Source organism: Streptomyces sp. NPDC029292, from assembly GCF_055569295.1.
Map to the genome: position 1 here is coordinate 352,598 of NZ_JBVHXR010000007.1, position 18,025 is coordinate 370,622.

Below are 18,025 nucleotides of genomic sequence, written 5' to 3' on the forward strand. Positions count from 1 at the left end.
CCGACCGATTCCGCGCCAGACCGAGGACGGAGGCTCCGGCGCGGCCCCGCTCCCGACCGCCACGTGGTGCGCCGCCACCCCGACGCGACCGCCACGTGGTACGCCGCCACCCCGACGCGACCGCCACGTGGTACGCCGCCACCCGGCCCCCGACCGCTACGTGGTGCGCCGCCGCCGAGACCCCGGCCGCCGCTCGCTCGGCCGAGTAACGGGATCCCCGGCCTCGACCGCCGCCGCACGACGCCTGAGACCGAAGTCCGCCAACGCCTCCGCCAGCTTGTGCACAGACGGCTCCGGAGCCATGACATCGACCCGCAGCCCGTGCTCCTCCGCCGTCTTGGCGGTGGCCGGACCGATACACGCGATGACCGTCACGTTGTGCGGCTTACCGGCGATACCCACCAGGTTCCGCACGGTCGAGGACGACGTGAAGAGCACGGCGTCGAAGCCACCGCCCTTGATCGCCTCCCGCGTGTCGGCCGGCGGCGGCGAGGCCCGCACGGTCCGGTAGGCCGTGACGTCGTCGACCTCCCAGCCCAGCTCGATCAGCCCCGCGACCAGCGTCTCGGTGGCGATGTCGGCACGCGGCAGGAACACCCGGTCGATCGGGTCGAACACCGGGTCGTACGGCGGCCAGTCCTCCAGCAACCCCGCCGCGGACTGCTCCCCACTCGGCACCAGATCCGGCTTCACACCGAAGGAGACCAGCGCCTTGGTCGTCTGCTCCCCCACCGCCGCGACCTTGATCCCGGCGAAGGCCCGCGCATCGAGCCCGTACTCCTCGAACTTCTCCCGCACGGCCTTCACGGCGTTGACGGACGTGAAGGCGATCCACTCATAGCGGCCCGTCACGAGCCCCTTGACCGCCCGCTCCATCTGCTGGGGCGTGCGCGGCGGTTCGACGGCGATCGTCGGCACCTCGTGCGGCACGGCCCCGTACGACCGCAGCTGGTCGGAGAGCGAAGCCGCCTGCTCCTTCGTCCGCGGCACGAGCACCTTCCAGCCGAACAGCGGCTTGGACTCGAACCACGAGAGCTGCTCACGCTGAGCCGCGGCAGAACGCTCACCGACCACGGCTATCACCGGTCGCCCACCGTCCGGGGACGGCAGCACCTTCGCCTGCTTCAGCGTCTGCGCGATGGTCCCGAGCGTCGCGGACCAGGTCCGCTGACGCGTAGTGGTACCCGCGATGGTCACGGTCATCGGCGTATCGGGCTTACGCCCGGCAGCAACCAGCTCACCCGCGGCCGCGGCCACGGAGTCCAGCGTCGCCGAGACGACGACCGTCCCGTCGGACACCCCGACCTCGGTCCAGCACCGGTCCGAAGCCGTCCGCGCGTCGACGAACCGTACGTCCGCGCCCTGCGCGTCCCGCAGCGGCACACCCGCGTACGCGGGCACACCGACGGCGGCCGCGATACCGGGCACCACCTCGAACGGAACGCCCGCGGCGGCGCAGGCGAGCATTTCCTCGGCGGCGTACGTATCCAGTCCGGGGTCCCCGGACACCGCACGCACGACCCGCTTGCCGCCCCGCGCGGCCTGCATGACAAGATTGGCAGCGTCCCTCGACGCGGGGTCACCAACGGTTGTTGACGAGCTGTCAACAACCGTTAGCTGAGGCGTGCCTGTGCCCAAGTACGTATCCGGCGAAGTGTCCGGATCCGTGTTCAGGACGGCTACGCCTGGTCTGGCATGCACGCGGACCACGTCGAGCACCTCGTGCTCGGCGACGAGGACATCCGCGTTCGCCAGCGCCTCTACGGCGCGCAGTGTCAGCAGTCCCGGATCCCCGGGTCCGGCACCAAGGAAGGTGACGTGCCCGTGTTCCGGACCGGCGGGAAGGTTGGTGGGGCTCAAAGTGCTCGCTCCCCCATCAGACCGGCCGCGCCCTTGGCAAGCATCTCGGCAGCGAGTTCACGGCCGAGCGCCATTGCTTGGTCATGTGTCTCGGGCACGGGACCGGTGGTGGACAGCTGCACCAGCGTCGAGCCGTCGGTCGTGCCGACGACGCCGCGCAGGCGCATCTCCTTGACAATCTGCCCGTCGGCCAGAAGGTCGGCGAGCGCACCCACGGGTGCACTGCAGCCGGCCTCCAGGGCGGCAAGCAGGGATCGCTCGGCGGTCACGGCGGCCCGGGTGAACGGGTCGTCGAGCTCGGCGAGCGCGGCGATGAGGTCCGCGTTGTCCGCGGCACACTCGATCGCGAGGGCCCCCTGGCCGGGGGCGGGCAAAACGGTGTCGACGGACAGGAAGTCCGTCACTTCCTCAATCCGCCCAAGGCGATTGAGTCCGGCGGCGGCGAGCACGACGGCGTCGAGCTCCCCACTGCGCACGTACCCGATCCGGGTGTCGACGTTCCCACGGATCGCGACCGTCTCGATCGTCATCCCATGACTGCGCGCGTACGCGTTCAGCTGGGCCATGCGGCGCGGCGAACCGGTGCCGATGCGCGCCCCGTCGGGAAGCTCGGCGAAGGCGAGTCCGTCTCGGGCGACGAGCACGTCGCGCGGGTCCTCGCGCACCGGCACGGCGGCCAGCGCGAGGTCGTCGGGCTGCGCGGTCGGCAGGTCCTTCAGCGAATGCACCGCGAAGTCGACCTCTCCGCGCAGCAGCGCGTCGCGCAGCGCGGTGACGAAGACGCCCGTGCCGCCGATCTGCGCGAGGCTCTCGCGGGAGGTGTCCCCGTACGTCGTGATCTCAACGAGCTCGACGGGCCGTCCGGTCACTTGGCTCACGGCGTCCGCCACCTGCCCGGACTGGGCCATGGCGAGTTTGCTGCGCCTCGTCCCCAGCCTCAGTGGGTGCTCACTCATGCTCGCCCTCGGTTCTTGGCGTTCTCGGTGTTGTTCTCGGCCCGCGAGACGGAGGCGACCGTCTCGGGGTCCAGGTCGAACAGGGTGCGCAGCGCGTCCGCGTACCCGGCACCGCCGGGCTCTGCGGCCAGCTGCTTGACCCGTACGGTCGGCGCGTGCAGCAGCTTGTCCACGACGCGCCGCACGGTCTGGGTGATCTCGCCCCGCTGCTTGTCGTCGAGGTCGGGCAGCCGTCCGTCGAGCCGCGCGATCTCGCTCGCGACGAGGTCGGCGGCCATGGTGCGCAGCGCCACGACGGTGGGGGTGATGTGCGCGGCCCGCAGGGCGGCGCTGAAGGCGGCGACCTCGTCGGAGACGATCCCGCGCACCTGGTCCACATCGGCGGCCATCGGCGCGTCGGCGGATGCCTCGGCCAGCGACTCGATGTCGACGAGCCGCACCCCGAGCAGCCGGTGCACGGCCGCGTCGATGTCCCGGGGCATCGCGAGGTCGAGCAGCGCGAGCACCGGGGCGGGCCGGGGGGCCTCGACGACGGGCTCGGGCAGCCGGCGCTCGGGGACCCGCCCGACGATGGCGACGGTGGCGGCCAGCGCGGTGATGAGGTCCGCGTCGGCGTCGGGCGTACGACGGTTGTCGCGGCGCTCGACGGTTCCGGTGCCCTTGTCCACCCACACTGCGTGCTGTTCCAGCGTGGCCGCGTCCATACCGGCCACCGCGGCCTCTCCCATCACGGAGAAGCCGGTGGCGCCCTGCACGGCGGACAGGTCGAGCGGGCAGCCCTCTTCGGTGCCGACGCTGGTGGGAGCGAGGGTGCCCGTCCGACCGGCCGGTACGTCGTCCCGGACGGTCACGGGCGTACCCGTACGTCCCTCCACGGCCGCCGCGACGGACTCGGCCGTCAGGACGAGCCCCGTCGCACCCGTGCAGGAGACGGCGATGTCGGCACGTGTCAGCTCGACCGGCACCGAGTCCATCGGTACCGCGCGGGCCACCACGTCCGTGTCGTCGGCGTCGGTGAGGATCTGGGCGAGGCGCTCCGCGCGGTCGAGCGTGCGGTTGGCGATGACGACCTCGGCGATCCCGGCGCGCGCGAGCGTCGCGGCGGCCAGCGAGGACATGGAACCGGCGCCGATGACGAGGGCCCGCTTGTCCTTGACCCACGCGTCGACGGCGACACCGGAGGACAGCTGCTCCAGGCCGAAGGTGACCAGGGACTGGCCCGCGCGGTCGATGCCGGTCTCGGAGTGGGCGCGCTTGCCGACCCGCAGCGCCTGCTGGAACAGGTCGTTCAGCAGCCGGCCCGCGGTGTGCAGCTCCTGCGCGGTGGCGAGGGCGTCCTTGATCTGGCCGAGGACCTGTCCCTCGCCGACGACCATCGAGTCGAGCCCGCAGGCCACCGAGAAGAGGTGGTGGACGGCCCGGTCCTCGTAGTGCACGTACAAGTAAGGAGTGAGCTCCTCCAGGCCGACCCCGCTCTGCTGGGCGAGCAGCGTGGACAGCTCGGCGACGCCCGCGTGGAACTTGTCCACGTCGGCGTACAGCTCGATGCGGTTGCAGGTGGCGAGCAGCGCGGCCTCGGTGGCCGGTTCGGCGGCGAGGGTGCCGTGCAGCAGCTTGGCCTGCGCGTCCGCGGACAGCGCGGCCCGCTCCAGGACGCTGACCGGAGCGCTGCGGTGACTCAGCCCGACGACGAGGAGACTCATGCCGGCATCACGGCGGGGACGTCCCCGTCAGGCCCTTTGCCGTTGCTCTCCTGAGCAGCCTGGGCCACGGCGGCGGCACCGGCCTGGGCCTCGGCCTCCTCGCCGGCCTTGCGCTGCTCGTGGAAGGCGAGGATCTGCAGCTCGATGGAGAGATCGACCTTGCGTACGTCGACGCCGTCCGGGACGGACAGCACGGTCGGCGCGAAGTTCAGGATGGAGGTGACCCCGGCGGCGACGAGCCGGTCGCAGACTGCCTGGGCGACGCCCGGCGGGGTGGTGATGACCCCGATGGAGACGCCGTTCTCGTCGATGATCTTCTCCAGGCCGTCGCTGTGCTGCACGGCGATCCCGGCGACCTGCTTTCCGGCCATCTCCGGATCGGCGTCGATCAGCGCGGCGACCCGGAAACCACGGGACGCGAACCCTCCGTAATTGGCCAGCGCGGCTCCGAGGTTACCGATACCGACGATCACAACCGGCCAGTCCTGGGTCAGGCCCAGCTCGCGGGAGATCTGGTACACGAGATACTCGACGTCGTACCCCACACCACGCGTCCCGTAGGAGCCGAGGTAGGAGAAGTCCTTGCGCAGCTTCGCGGAGTTGACCCCCGCGGCGGCCGCGAGCTCCTCGGAGGAGACCGTGGGTACCGAGCGCTCCGACAGTGCGGTGAGGGCTCGGAGGTACAGCGGAAGCCGGGCGACGGTGGCCTCGGGAATCCCTCGGCTGCGGGTCGCCGGTCGGTGAGTTCGGCCAGTTGCCACGGTGCTCCTGCGGGTAGAGCGGGGCTGCAGGCGGTCACACGTACCCAGACCGCCCCGTCGAAAGCAGGCTATGTCTTTGTGAACGCGTGCACAAAGATAGTGTCCGATTTGCCCGGCCAACGTGACCGGGGTCACGCACGCCCGGCGCGCAGGTATGGAACCGGCGCGCAGGCACCTTCGCACCTCACCTGAAGGGGGCAAAGCCGCACACTCTCCTCAACGAATCCCGCCCCCGAGACCAATCGCCGTCGATCCTAGGCGACTTTCCGGACCACTTGGACTACCCAGTCAGGACACTGCCCGGTCAACGGGACCCCGGGAAGGACCGACCGGCCGTTCGGTAGGACCCGGCCCGGCCATGGGCCACTTGCCGTCAGGTACGAACCACCCGGTCACCCGGTGAGAGCCCGCCTCAACCGCTCCTCGTTCACGCGCCAGAACGTGTGCTGCGCACCGTCCACCAGCACCACCGGGATCTGCTCCCAGTACGCGCGGTGCAGCTCCTCGTCGTCGGTGATGTCCTTCTGCTCCCAGGGGACCCCGAGATCACCGCAGACCTTCTCGATCACTTGCTGTGCGTCATCGCACAGATGACACCCGGGCTTCCTGATCAGCGTGACCAGCCGCTCCCCGGGGGCCTTCGTCTCCGTACGACCCTCACGACGCCCACCGCGCCGAAACTTGGAACTCATACCGGCCATTCTCGCGCCGCCCGCGCCCGCTCGGATCGCTTTCAGATCGCTTCTTTAACGACTCGGTCGCGGAGAGTTCACAGCTTCGAATCCTCGCGACTCCGGAAGCACCGAACAAACTGGCTATGCTCACGACATGGCCGCTCTCGGATGGCTCACTCCCCGTAGGCGCTCCGCCACGGCGCGGAGCGTGTTGGCAGGCGAGGCCTCGGCAGAGGCAGCGCGCAAGTCCTCCCAGGAACTGGAGGAGCTCGCGCACGAAGCCGCGCCGGATGTCCCCGCCCAGGAACCGGAGTTCCCGGTGCTCGGCGACGACAAGGCCGCCGCCTTCTTCGACCTGGACAACACCGTCATGCAGGGCGCCGCGCTCTTTCACTTCGGCCGGGGCCTGTACAAGCGGAAGTTCTTCGAGACCCGCGATCTCGCCCGATTCGCCTGGCAGCAGGCCTGGTTCAGGCTGGCCGGCGTCGAGGACCCCGAGCACATGCAGGAGGCCCGCGACTCGGCGCTGTCCATCGTGAAGGGCCACCGCGTCGCCGAGTTGATGTCCATCGGCGAGGAGATCTACGACGAGTACATGGCCGAGCGCATCTGGCCCGGTACGCGCGCCCTCGCCCAGGCGCACCTGGACGCGGGCCAGAAGGTGTGGCTGGTCACGGCGGCCCCCGTCGAGATCGCCACGGTGATCGCGCGCCGCCTGGGCCTCACCGGCGCCCTGGGCACGGTCGCGGAGTCGGTCGACGGCGTCTACACCGGCAAACTGGTCGGCGAGCCGCTGCACGGCCCCGCGAAGGCGGAGGCGGTGCGCGCCCTGGCCGCCGCGGAGGGCCTGGACCTCTCCCGCTGCGCCGCCTACAGCGACTCGCACAACGACATCCCCATGCTCTCCCTCGTCGGTCACCCCTACGCCATCAACCCCGACGCCAAGCTCCGCAAGCACGCCCGCACCTTCGACTGGCGCCTGCGCGACTACCGCACGGCACGCAAGGCCGCGAAGGTCGGCATCCCCGCGGCCGCCGGAGTCGGCGCGGTGGCCGGCGGCACGGCCGCCGCGATCGCACTCCACCGCCGCCGCCGCTAGGACGAGCACCGGCGCCACCAGGACGAGCGCCGGGTTTCTTCGCCCCCACCGCCCCTACCCACTCCCGCCCCCCTGGGGCTCTCCGCGGGTTTTCAGCCCGTCCGGCGTTTGAGGACGAGACCGTCAGGCCGAAGCGGGGGTCTGGGGGCGGCGGCCCCCAGGGATGGGACGCGCAGGGGCGGCGGGGGGCAAATCACGTTCTCTACCCGCCCAACTCCCCCGCCAGTCCCGTTCACCGCAGACGGCCACAACACGCCCCGCACTCAAACGGAACGCGGACTAATCCGATCAACAACCGGTCACCGTCCGGTACTTGATCAGGCGTCAATCGGTTACAGAAGCGACGTAATCGATGATTTGAGCAACTGGGTGTAGCGCTGCCTGTACGAAGCGTTATTCTCCTCAGACGCAAACCGGCACCCCTTCATCACTACGACGGGTTTACGGTTCCGCACTGAACGTGATGGAAGCTCTGCCTCTGGGAGTCCCGTGTACTCACACGTCGGGGTTGAAGCCTCGGGCCTGGCTACGCTGCGCGCAACGGTCCTGGACCGTCTGCGCGGCTTCGTCCCCACCGCGTACGCCGTCCCCGCCTTCGCCGTCCCCGCGCCCGCCGGCCCTTGCTACGCCCTGGCCGACGGCAACGCGGCGGTCGGCAGACGGGGCCGCTCGGGCTCAGCCACCACCGCACGCCGCCCGGCCGCAGACAGTGACAGCGCCCGGATGATGGATCTCGTGGAGCGCGCCCAGGCCGGCGAGGCCGACGCCTTCGGCCGTCTCTACGACCAGTACAGCGACACCGTGTACCGCTACATCTATTACCGCGTCGGCGGGAAGGCGACTGCGGAAGACCTCACCAGTGAGACGTTCCTGCGCGCCCTGCGCCGCATCGGAACCTTCACCTGGCAGGGCCGCGACTTCGGCGCCTGGCTGGTCACCATCGCCCGCAACCTGGTCGCCGACCACTTCAAGTCGAGCCGCTTCCGGCTGGAAGTGACCACCGGCGAGATGCTCGACGCCAACGAGGTCGAGCGCAGCCCGGAGGACTCCGTCCTGGAGTCCCTTTCGAACGCGGCGCTGCTCGACGCCGTACGACGCCTCAACCCCCAGCAGCAGGAGTGCGTCACCCTGCGCTTCCTCCAGGGCCTCTCGGTCGCCGAGACCGCCCGTGTCATGGGCAAGAACGAGGGCGCCATCAAGACCCTTCAGTACCGGGCCGTCCGCACCCTGGCCCGGCTCCTCCCGGACGACGCGCGCTGATACCCGTACAAAACCGATAGCACCCCCGTACGCTCAGCAACGCTCAACTCACCTTCCGTAAAAGTCCGTTGACTTCGCGGTCCGATCATCCGTCGTCCGTAACCCAAGTGCCGCGACGCTCGTTGTGCGGGATACAGGCTCCCTGTGGTCACCCCCTGGCCAACGCCGATCACTCGATCGTGTGGATGTGGTCAGGGAGTGCAACCCTCAGGACCCCCTGGGGAGTCGACCGTCCTGACGAGAGGAGGTGCCGCCAGTGATCGCGAACGTATCGGCACACCGGCGGGCGAACGCCTTCGCCCAGGCCCTGGAGGAGCAATCCGACCAGGGCACGGCGGCCGAGCAGCCCGATGGATCGGCACCGTCCCGGGCTGCATCGGAACAGACCGAGCAGGGCCTACTGTTGGCCCTCGCCACCGGTCTCGGCGAGCTGCCCAAACCGGAGCTGGATCCCGAGGTCAAAGTCGTGCAGCGAGCCCAGCTCGTGGCTGCGATGGAGGCCATGCTGCTGGAAGGCACCGCCGCGGGGGGCGAGGGCCCGGACCGTTCCGTACCCGAGCAACGGTCCCCCCGGGCACGGGGCGCACACCGGGCGAGCGGCCTTGGAAAGCTGCGACCGCGTTCGCGGCTGTCGAAGGGCCTCGCCGCGGGCGGGCTCACCGTCGGTGTGGCCGCGGGAGCCTTCGGCGGCGTGGCCGCCGCCAGCTCCGACGCCCTGCCCGGTGACTCGCTCTACGGGCTCAAGCGCGGCATGGAGGACATCAAGCTGGGCCTGACCCACGGCGACAGCGACCGGGGCGAGCTCTACCTCGACCAGGCCTCGACCCGGCTGAGCGAGGCGCGCCGCGTGATGGAGCGCGGCCGCTCCGGCAATCTCGACCACGAGTCCCTGGGCGAGATCCGCCGCACCCTGTCGGGCATGCAGCACGACGCCTCGGAGGGCCACCGCCTGCTGCACGAGGCGTATGAGCGGGACGGCTCGCTGGGCCCCATCCAGGCCCTGTCCGCGTTCTCCCAGTCGCACCGCGAGGCCTGGGGTGCGCTGCGCGACCGACTGCCCGTCCAGCTCGGCGACGTCAGTGACCAGGTCTCGTCGGTCTTCGAGGCCATAGACGAAGAGGTCGGACCGCTGCGCTCGCTGCTGCCGCAGCCCCCCTCCCAGGAGGGCACCGGCCGCCACCGGGGCAACAGCGAGGACTCCACCGGCTCGACCGGCACGGACGGCCCCGCACCCAGCGCCACCAGCGGCTCCTCCACCGGAAGCCACAGCAGCGGCAAACCCGGGCCGTCCACTCCGGGCAGCCACGACGACGGCCTGCTCGGCGGCAACACGGGCGGTCTCCTCGACCCGCCCAAGGACGACACCAGCTCCTCCCCGTCGTCCGGCAAGAGCAGCCCGTCCAGCGGCGAACCGGACGTCACGCTGCCCCCGCTCCTCCCGGGCCTCCTCCCGGGCCTGGGCATCGACAGCGAGGACGCGAAGTAAGTCCTGTACGACGCTGGGGGCGCCCTTCTTGAGAAGGGCGCCCCCAGCGTCGTATCCGCGTACTCAGAAGAAGCACGCTCAGAAGAAGACGGACCTCCGCTGCACCAGCAACTTGTACAACGTGTGCTGGATCTGCTCCCTGACCTGGTCCGTCAGGTTGAACATCAGCATCGGATCCTCGGCCGCCTCCGGCGGATAGCCGTCCGTGCGGATCGGCTCACCGAACTGGATCGTCCACTTCGTGGGAAGAGGGACGGCACCGAGCGGCCCGAGCCACGGGAAGGTCGGCGTAATCGGGAAGTACGGAAAACCCAGCAGACGCGCGAGGGTCTTCGCGTTGCCGATCATCGGGTAGATCTCCTCCGCGCCGACGATCGAGCACGGGATGATCGGGGTGCCCTGGCGCAGGGCGGTCGACACGAAGCCGCCGCGGCCGAAGCGCTGGAGCTTGTAGCGCTCGCTGAAGGGTTTGCCGATGCCCTTGAATCCCTCCGGCATCACGCCCACCAGTTCGCCGCGTTCGAGCAGTCGCTCCGCGTCCTCGGCGCAGGCAAGGGTGTGACCGGCCTTGCGGGCCAGCTCGTTGACCACCGGCAGCATGAAGACCAGGTCGGCCGCCAAGAGGCGGAGGTGGCGGCCCTCGGGGTGGTTGTCGTGGACGGCGACCTGCATCATCAGGCCGTCCAGCGGGAGGGTGCCCGAGTGGTTGGCGACGATCAGCGCCCCGCCCTCGGACGGGATGTTCTCGATGCCCTTCACCTCGACCCGGAAGTACTTCTCGTACAGCGGGCGGATCAGGGACATCAGGACCTGGTCGGTGAGCTCGGCGTCGTAGCCGAATTCGTCGATCTCGTAGTCGCCCGTCAGCCGTCGGCGCAAGAAGGCCAGGCCGCCGGCAATGCGCCGTTCCAGGCCACCGCCGTCCTGCGGCTCCGAAACCGGCTGTACGGGCTGTTCCTCACGCGTCACGGGGACATCATCCTGCGCGGGGATCCGCCCGGGCAGGGGTTGTACCTCACGTACCACCACAGGCTCGCCCTTGCGCCTGCTCCCCGCGCTCCGGCGTCGCGGCGGGCGCTGCACAGCACCCCCGCGCGACCGGTCGTCGTCGAACGGAATGACCTTGGCGTCCGCCATCGTTGATGCGCTCCTCAGTTGGCGCTCTGCGTCGGGGGGTGGCCGCCGCCCAGGTAGGGCAGCGCGGCAATCCGGTCGACGGCCCCCGCAAGGGCCTCGGGGGGCAGGAGTCCGGGCCCCCGGCTGCGCGCGAAGTCCGCGAAGGTCTCCGCGGTCGTGTACTTCGGTTTGTATCCCAGCGTCTCGCGCATCTGGTTCGTCGACACGACCCGTCCGTGAGTGAGCAGCCGCAACTGCTCCGGCGAGAAGTCCGTCACGCCCAGGGTACGTACCGCCGTACCCGCCCAGGTGAGCGCCGGCAGCAGCAGCGGCACCGTGGGCCGGCCGAGCCGCCGCGCGCACTGCGAGAGCAGCAGGACCCCGTCTCCGGCGATGTTGAACGTGCCGCTGTTGAGTGTCCCGCGCTCGGGGTCGTGCGAGGCGAGCCGCAGCACCTCGATCACGTCGTCCTCGTGCACGAACTGCAGCCGCGGGTCGTACCCGAACACGGTCGGCAGCACGGGCAGCGAGAAGTACGACGCGAGCGGCGAGTCCGCGCTCCGGCCCAGGATGTTCGCGAACCGCAGCACGCACACGGCCACGTCGGGCCGACGGCGCGCGAACCCGCGTACGTACCCCTCGACCTCCACCGTGTCCTTCGCGAAGCCCCCGCTGGGCAGCGACTTGGGCGGGGTGGTCTCGGTGAACACGGCCGGATCGCGCGGCGCGGACCCGTACACGTTCGTACTGGACTTCACGACGAGCCGCTTGACCGTCGGGGACTTCTGGCAGGCGCCCAGGAGCTGCATGGTGCCGATGACGTTGGTCTCCTTGACCGTGGTGCGGCTGCCGCTGCCCAGCGCCGTGCCTGTCACGTCCAAGTGAACGACCGTATCGACGGAGTGCTCGGCGAGCACCCGCGCGATGGTGGGCTGGCGGATGTCGGCCTGCACGAAGTCGGCACCGCCGAGATGGTGCTCCGGCGGGACCGCGTCCACGGCGATCACGCGGTCCACCTGCGGGTCACGCTGGATGCGTCGTACGAACCGGCCCCCCAGCTGTCGGGCCACTCCGGTCACGAGCACGACCTTGCCCAAGATCAGCGCCTTCCTTCCAGACCTAGCCGTAGCTGTGCGCGCACAGTGTCGCGTTCCCCGTGTGCCGCCAACTTAGCGGGTTGATGTTGCGCTGTGATGACCGCCCGATGCACGAAGTGACGACAGCCACAGACGTACGACCAGACCAAGCCATTCGGCGGACAGGCGTAACGCTCACGCGTTCCATGGCCGGGACAGGCGTTCCGTGGCCGGGATACGCCTTCCGTGGCCGCGATACGCCGGCTTCCGTGGCCGGATATGACTGTGGCCCCCCACCAGCTGGTGGGGGGCCACAGTGCGCGCTTCTGCGGCGCCGCTTACTTCTTGTTGCGACGCTGAACGCGAGTGCGCTTGAGCAGCTTGCGGTGCTTCTTCTTCGCCATCCGCTTGCGCCGCTTCTTGATAACAGAGCCCACGACTACCCTCGCTCACTTCTCTTTACTCGGTGCTGGGCTGCATGGGCCCATACGACCTATGAGGGGCCAGCCTACCCGTCCGAGCTCCGAGGGCGTAATCGAGGGGTTCCGGGAGATCTTGGACGGTCTCCCGGAACCCGCCGTCAGGCTGTCTCCACCCCCACATAGCTCTCGCGGAGGTACTCGTGAACCGCTTGCTCCGGAACCCGGAAGGACCTCCCCACCCGGATCGCCGGCAGATGACCGCTGTGCACCAAGCGGTACACGGTCATCTTCGACACTCGCATCACCGAGGCGACTTCCGCCACGGTAAGGAACTGAACCTCGTTCAGAGGCCTCTCGCCAGCTGCAGCCATGACACACCTGAACCTTCCGCACTCGACGGCCACCGGCTTCCCCTTCCGGTGACTCTTCGTCGTTGCGTGCTCACTCCCCAATGTAGGGGCGGGTGATGCGAGTGGGGAAGAGGGGATGGCATCGGCCGCCTACTGTGACAGACACGCTCGATTGAGTACATAGCGAGTAAGCGGTCGGTAGTAATCAGACCGCACAGCGTCATCAAGCGGAACGACGACGGACACCCGCCCCTCTGCCTCTCCGACGAAGAGGGCAGGATCGTCCGTATCGGCCAGACCCATCGCCTCGAACCCCAGCTGACCTGCTCCGCAGACCCAGCCGTGGTCTCCGATCACCAGCTCCGGGAGCGGCCCGCCGGCCTCCGCGGCGGCGGCCAGAGCAGTCCGAACCGGGAGGGGTGAGTGGGTGTGTGCGCCGGTCGCGCGACCGGTGGCCTGCACGCCGGGTTCGCGCACCAGCGCGACACCTTGTACGTAGTCAAGGTTGTACGTGCGTAGACCGAACCGGGTCGTTATGTCGACACAGCTACCCTGCGCGGGGGTGAGGACGGTACACCCCGCCGCCGACAGGGCGTCCGCCAGCGCGGCGTAGAAACCGATCAGTCGATGCGGATGACCGGTGCCGAGGAGCACGGGGTCGCGGTTGCGGGCCGCCTCTCCGAGCCGCTCCGCGAAGGCATCGAGGGCGGCCAGGGTCCGCTCGGGATCGATCACATCATGCCCGGATGTGTGCAGCGGATCGGCCGAAACCCCGCACTTGTCGGCCATCAACTCGATCAAGTCCCGCTGCTGCCAGGTCCATTCGGGATCAAGCCCGAGCAGCACACGTGGATCGCGGGCGGCGAACAGCCGATAACTGCGCAGGCTCTCCTCGCGCGAGGTGGCCACGGGCCCGGCCAACCGGGCGGCCAGCAAGTGTGCACGCAATGCTCCGGTGCTCAACACGACAGCGATGCTGACGCATTTGCCGGAGGTTCACCCCGAAAATCCCGAAAACGCCGCACAGTTGGCGTAATGCACTTCCGGGGGTCTTGGCTTTTAGCCCGTCCGGCGTTTGAGGACGAGGCCGTTCAGGCCGACAGCGGGGGTCTGGGGGCGCAGCCCCCAGGTATGGGACGGGTAGGGGCGGAGGGGGCGAAACCCCTTTACGGCAACAGCCCCCGCAACGGAAACACAGCCCGGCGCGTGGCCACGATCGCCTGGTCAAGCCGGTCGGCCGGGTCATACCCGGACTCCCAGTCCTTCCAGGACACAGGCCACCGCCCATCAGTCATCCGCACCGGCGCCAACTGCCGCGTACGAGCAAACACTTCCTGCCGCCAACTCTCAGGAATCACCGTCTCGGGCTCCACAGGCCGCCCCGCCGCGATCGCAACCAGATGCGTCCAGGACCGCGGCACCACATCCACCACGGCATACCCGCCACCCCCCAGCGCGACCCACCGCCCATCCGCGTACTCATGCGCCAGCTCATGACACGCGACCTGCACAGCCCGCTGCGCGTCGAGCGAGACAGCGAGATGCGCCAGCGGATCCTCGAAGTGCGTATCGGCCCCGTGCTGGGTGACCAGCACCTGCGGCCGGAAGTCGGCGATGAGCTCGGGCACCACGGAGTGAAAGGCCCGCAGCCACCCCGCGTCCCCGGTCCCGGCAGGCAGGGCCACATTGACGGCGGACCCCTCCGCGCAGTCGGCCCCGGTCTCCTCCGGCCACCCCGTCTGCGGAAACAGCGTCCGCGGATGCTCGTGCAGCGAGATCGTCAGAACCCGCGGATCCTCCCAGAAGGCGGCCTGCACGCCGTCCCCGTGGTGCACATCCACATCCACATAGGCGACCCGCTCGGCCCCCAGCTCCAGCAACCGCGCGATGGCGAGCGAGGCGTCGTTGTAAATACAGAACCCCGACGCACCCCCGGGCATCGCATGATGCAGCCCACCCGCGAAGTTCACCGCGTGCAGCGCATCCCCGCGCCACACCGCCTCGGCCGCGCCCACCGACTGCCCGGCGATCATCGCGGACACCTCGTGCATCCCGGCGAAGGCGGGATCGTCCATGGTCCCGAGCCCGTACGAGGTGTCAGCGGCCTCCGGATCCGCGGAAGCGGCCTTGACCGCCTCGACGTAGTCCTCACGGTGCACGAGCCGCAGCGTCGACTCCCCGGCGGGCTTCGCCGCGACCACGTCGACCTCCCGGTCGAGCCCGAAGGCGTCGACCAGGCGCCGGGTCAGCGCCAGCCGGACCGGATCCATCGGATGATCCGGACCGAAGTCATAGCCCGTTACTGCCTCGTCCCACATCAGCTGTGCGCGGCCGCTCATGCTCGTCACCGTATCGGTTTGGTTCAGGAGCGAACGACCTGGCGTACCCGAGCGTCACCAGGACCAACACCATGGGTACGAGCATGGCGCCCCGGTAGTTCCAGGTGTCCCCCAGCGCCCCGACCAAGGGAGAACCGATCAGGAACCCCACGTAATTGAAGATGTTGAGCCGGGCGATCGCCGTGTCGGAGGCCCCGGGGAAGAGCCGCCCGGCGGCCGCGAAGGTCTGCGGCACGATCACGCACAGCCCAAGGCCCAGCAGCGTGAACCCGAGCATCCCCACCCAGGCCCCGGGCGCCGCCGCCACCACCGCGAACCCGAGCGCCGCCACGACCGCCCCCAGCCGCACGACCGCCACCGCTCCGAACCGCCGCACCCCGAAGTCCCCGATCGCCCGCCCGAGCAGCGTCGTGACCATATAGACGTTGTACGGAACGGTCGCCAGCTGCTCCGAACTCCCCAGCACGTCCTGCAGATACTTCGCGCTCCAGTTGGAGACGGTCGAGTCACCGATGTACGCGAACGTCATCACCAGACACAGCGGCAGCAGCAGCTTGAAGACGACAGGCCCGGCCTGGCCGGCCGCGTCCTGCTGATCCGGGGCGCCCCCGTCGACGTACCACCGGCTCCCCACAAAAGTCGCCGGCAACAGGACGAGCACGACCGGCAGATACGACACGAAGAGCGAGAGGTGCCAGTGCGCTCCGGCCCAGGCGAGCGAGGCGCCCAAGATCCCGCCGAGGCTGTACGCGGCGTGGAAACCGAGCATGATGCTGCGCCCGTACGTCCGCTGCAGGCTCACCCCGAGCATGTTCATCGAGGCGTCGAGCGCACCGACAGCCAGCCCGAAGGCGCCCAGCGCGAGCGCCACCTCGACCAGGTGGTCGCCGGACCCGACGCCGAGCAGGGCGAGCAGGACGACGGGCTGCGACCACCTCAGTACGCGGCTGGGCCGCACCCGCTTGACCAGCTGCTCGGTGGTGACGCTCCCCACCCCGGCGAGGATCGGCACGGCGGCCAGGAAGGCGGGCAGCAGCGCGTCGGATATCCCGTAGCGGTCCTGGATCGCCGGGATGCGCGTCACGAGCAGCGCGAAGGTGGCGCCCTGAGCGAAGAAGCTGAACGCCAACGAGGCCCTACCGCGCCGCAGCACATCTGTCATGGCGGCGAGCGTAGGGCCCCGGCTTACCGGTGGGTAGATCAAGCCGAAGATGAATTTTGCTCAGCTCTTCGGGCGGACGCGGTCGGCTCTTCGGGCGGACGCGGTCGGCTCTTCGGGCGGACGCGGTCGGCTCTTCGGGCGGACGCGGTCGGCTCTTCGGGCGGACGTGGTCGGCACGGCTCACTTGTCCTCGGCGGCGACCTCGGCCTCGAGCATCTTCTCCATCGGAACGACGGCCAGCCGCCCGCTGACCAGGAAGGCGAGGACCATCGAGCCGATCATGACGACCGTACCGAGCCAGACCATGGTGTCGATCGGCAGCGTGTACGCCCCCACGGCCCGCACGACGCACTCGCCGAGCAGCACCGCACCCCAGACGAGGGAGAAGGTCCGCTCGGCCGTCCGGAACCGCGGCGAGCCGGCGATCAGCCGCTCCCACGCGGCGTTCTTGGCCGCGTCGCCCTTGATGAGGAACGGCTTCATACCCGCCGTCATCATCGGCCTGCCGAGCTTCACGGACACCAGGATGCCGATGCCGATCGCGCTGCTGACCCCACTGTCCTTGGCCAGCATCAGCCGCGGGTCACCGGCGACGAGGCTGAGGGCAAGCCCGACGATGTTGACGAAGAGGATGAGCCCGGCCAGGGCGTTGGCCTTGCGCTCCTTCATCACGCTCCACACGGTCCGCACGGCCGGCACCACGCTGCTCCAGCCGAGCGCCGCCATGGTGCTCATGCCGAACCCGTTCTTCAGGAGGTAGTACGACCCCACGGGCACCGCCACGTCCAAGATCAGCGGCAGAAGGCTCGGCCGGGCGGCAGCCGCGCCACCGGTCTCCGTGGTCGTCGCTTCGATGCTGGTCTCGGTGGCGGTGATGCTCATGATCGGGTCCCTCCGTCGTCACTGTGTACGTCCCGTTTCGATGTACTCAGCTTCGCGGTCGGACTCCGCCCGCCAACAGAAACGATCGTCCGGAGCTGGCCGTGACAAATGTCAGGGCCAGGCGATGGAGACGGTCATACCAGCAGGTCAGCCAACTCGCCCAGGTGGGAGAAGAGTTGAGTGGCGCCGGCGAGCTTGGCGGCGGGCGTCATGGCGGTGAACCCGTACACGTCCATCCCGGCCGCGTTCGCCGCCTGTACCCCCAGCGGACTGTCCTCTACGACGACACACTTCTCCGGCGATACGCCCATGCGCGCGGCCGCGTACTGAAACAGATCCGGCGCCGGCTTGCCCCGCCCCACATCCTGCGAACTGAAGACGCGCCCCTCGTCGAACCACCGGTCGAGCCCGGTCTTCCGGTGCCCCACCCGAATCCGCTCATGACTCCCGGACGAGGCCACGCAGTACGGCACCCCGTCCGCGGCCAGCTTCTCCAGGACCTGCACGGCACTGGGGACCGGCTCCAACTCCCGCTGGAAGGCAGCGAAGACGCGCCCGTGGAAGACGTCGTCGAAGTCATCGGGCAGCCGCCGGCCGGTCCGCTCATGGACGAGATCGTGGATACGGTGCATCGCCGACCCCATGTAGTCCCTGATGGACTCCTCGTACGAGGTCGGGTGCCCGAGCTCGGTCAGGTAGGCGGCCAGGATCGTGTTGGAGATCGGCTCGCTGTCCACGAGGACGCCGTCGTTATCGAAAATCACCAAGTCGTAGCGCATAAAAAGATCCTAAACGCAGAAAACCCCCGTACCGATTTCCCGGTACGGGGGTTTTCTCTACAATTAGTTCGGCGGCGTCCTACTCTCCCACAGGGTCCCC

Annotated in this window: 17 protein-coding genes; 3 read left to right on the top strand and 14 right to left on the bottom strand. The window is 69.4% G+C overall.

All coding sequences use genetic code 11. The features are described from left to right. Window positions 1–156 precede the first annotated feature (156 nt). The 5 genes from ACZ4WS_RS18705 to ACZ4WS_RS18725 all read right to left on the bottom strand — a co-directional run bounded on the left by ACZ4WS_RS18705 (window position 157) and on the right by ACZ4WS_RS18725 (window position 5,981). A complete protein-coding gene (locus ACZ4WS_RS18705) occupies window positions 157–1,860 on the bottom strand; it encodes a bifunctional uroporphyrinogen-III C-methyltransferase/uroporphyrinogen-III synthase (RefSeq protein WP_467981645.1) in 1,704 nt (567 codons plus the stop codon). After that, window positions 1,857–2,816 carry a hydroxymethylbilane synthase gene (hemC, locus tag ACZ4WS_RS18710; protein WP_467981647.1) on the bottom strand — a complete coding sequence of 320 codons (960 nt, stop codon included), beginning with the start codon at window positions 2,814–2,816 and terminating at the stop codon, window positions 1,857–1,859. Before hemC ends, ACZ4WS_RS18705 begins: the two co-directional genes overlap by 4 nt. Next, complete coding sequence (locus tag ACZ4WS_RS18715) at window positions 2,813–4,519, bottom strand: glutamyl-tRNA reductase (protein ID WP_467981649.1); 1,707 nt, start codon at window positions 4,517–4,519, stop codon at window positions 2,813–2,815. The genes hemC and ACZ4WS_RS18715 overlap by 4 nt, the downstream gene beginning before the upstream one ends. Next, window positions 4,516–5,280, bottom strand: coding sequence for a redox-sensing transcriptional repressor Rex (locus tag ACZ4WS_RS18720; RefSeq protein WP_467981651.1), 765 nt, complete (start codon window positions 5,278–5,280; stop codon window positions 4,516–4,518). Before ACZ4WS_RS18720 ends, ACZ4WS_RS18715 begins: the two co-directional genes overlap by 4 nt. Window positions 5,281–5,672: 392 nt before the next feature. Next, window positions 5,673–5,981, bottom strand: a complete 309-nt coding sequence (locus ACZ4WS_RS18725) for a glutaredoxin family protein (RefSeq protein WP_467981653.1) — start codon at window positions 5,979–5,981, stop codon at window positions 5,673–5,675. Window positions 5,982–6,108: 127 nt separating this feature from the next. Between ACZ4WS_RS18725 and ACZ4WS_RS18730 the strand changes: the two genes are divergently transcribed. The 3 genes from ACZ4WS_RS18730 to ACZ4WS_RS18740 all read left to right on the top strand — a co-directional run bounded on the left by ACZ4WS_RS18730 (window position 6,109) and on the right by ACZ4WS_RS18740 (window position 9,799). Beyond that, entirely contained in the window at window positions 6,109–7,053 is a 945-nt protein-coding gene (locus ACZ4WS_RS18730; protein WP_467981655.1) for an HAD family hydrolase, read from the top strand. Between the two features lie 489 nt (window positions 7,054–7,542). Continuing rightward, window positions 7,543–8,313, top strand: coding sequence for an ECF subfamily RNA polymerase sigma factor, BldN family (locus ACZ4WS_RS18735; RefSeq protein ID WP_467981657.1), 771 nt, complete (start codon window positions 7,543–7,545; stop codon window positions 8,311–8,313). Window positions 8,314–8,569: 256 nt separating this feature from the next. Next, window positions 8,570–9,799 (top strand): DUF5667 domain-containing protein, encoded by a 1,230-nt coding sequence (locus ACZ4WS_RS18740; protein ID WP_467981659.1) that lies wholly within the window; start codon window positions 8,570–8,572, stop codon window positions 9,797–9,799. A gap of 78 nt (window positions 9,800–9,877) precedes the next feature. On the opposite strand, the gene ACZ4WS_RS18745 is transcribed toward ACZ4WS_RS18740, so the two are convergent. The 9 genes from ACZ4WS_RS18745 to ACZ4WS_RS18785 form a co-directional block, all read right to left on the bottom strand. After that, a complete protein-coding gene (locus ACZ4WS_RS18745) occupies window positions 9,878–10,936 on the bottom strand; it encodes a lysophospholipid acyltransferase family protein (protein ID WP_467981661.1) in 1,059 nt (352 codons plus the stop codon). 14 nt (window positions 10,937–10,950) lie between these two features. Beyond that, the gene (locus ACZ4WS_RS18750) at window positions 10,951–12,012 is read right to left on the bottom strand and encodes an NAD-dependent epimerase/dehydratase family protein (protein WP_467981663.1); all 1,062 of its coding nucleotides are present in this window, start codon (window positions 12,010–12,012) and stop codon (window positions 10,951–10,953) included. Window positions 12,013–12,329: 317 nt separating this feature from the next. Further along, window positions 12,330–12,428 (bottom strand): 30S ribosomal protein bS22, encoded by a 99-nt coding sequence (locus tag ACZ4WS_RS18755; protein ID WP_003948845.1) that lies wholly within the window; start codon window positions 12,426–12,428, stop codon window positions 12,330–12,332. A gap of 143 nt (window positions 12,429–12,571) precedes the next feature. After that, complete coding sequence (locus ACZ4WS_RS18760; protein WP_004984898.1) at window positions 12,572–12,784, bottom strand: helix-turn-helix domain-containing protein; 213 nt, start codon at window positions 12,782–12,784, stop codon at window positions 12,572–12,574. Between the two features lie 129 nt (window positions 12,785–12,913). Further along, complete coding sequence (locus ACZ4WS_RS18765; protein ID WP_467981665.1) at window positions 12,914–13,729, bottom strand: phosphatase; 816 nt, start codon at window positions 13,727–13,729, stop codon at window positions 12,914–12,916. A gap of 200 nt (window positions 13,730–13,929) precedes the next feature. Continuing rightward, window positions 13,930–15,102, bottom strand: a complete 1,173-nt coding sequence (locus ACZ4WS_RS18770; RefSeq protein WP_467981667.1) for an acetoin utilization protein AcuC — start codon at window positions 15,100–15,102, stop codon at window positions 13,930–13,932. Then, a complete protein-coding gene (locus tag ACZ4WS_RS18775; RefSeq protein ID WP_467981669.1) occupies window positions 15,053–16,264 on the bottom strand; it encodes an MFS transporter in 1,212 nt (403 codons plus the stop codon). The genes ACZ4WS_RS18770 and ACZ4WS_RS18775 overlap by 50 nt, the downstream gene beginning before the upstream one ends. Window positions 16,265–16,444: 180 nt before the next feature. Continuing rightward, window positions 16,445–17,146, bottom strand: a complete 702-nt coding sequence (locus tag ACZ4WS_RS18780; protein ID WP_467981672.1) for a VC0807 family protein — start codon at window positions 17,144–17,146, stop codon at window positions 16,445–16,447. 134 nt (window positions 17,147–17,280) lie between these two features. Beyond that, the gene (locus ACZ4WS_RS18785; RefSeq protein ID WP_467981674.1) at window positions 17,281–17,925 is read right to left on the bottom strand and encodes an HAD family hydrolase; all 645 of its coding nucleotides are present in this window, start codon (window positions 17,923–17,925) and stop codon (window positions 17,281–17,283) included. Between the last annotated feature and the right edge of the window lie 100 nt (window positions 17,926–18,025).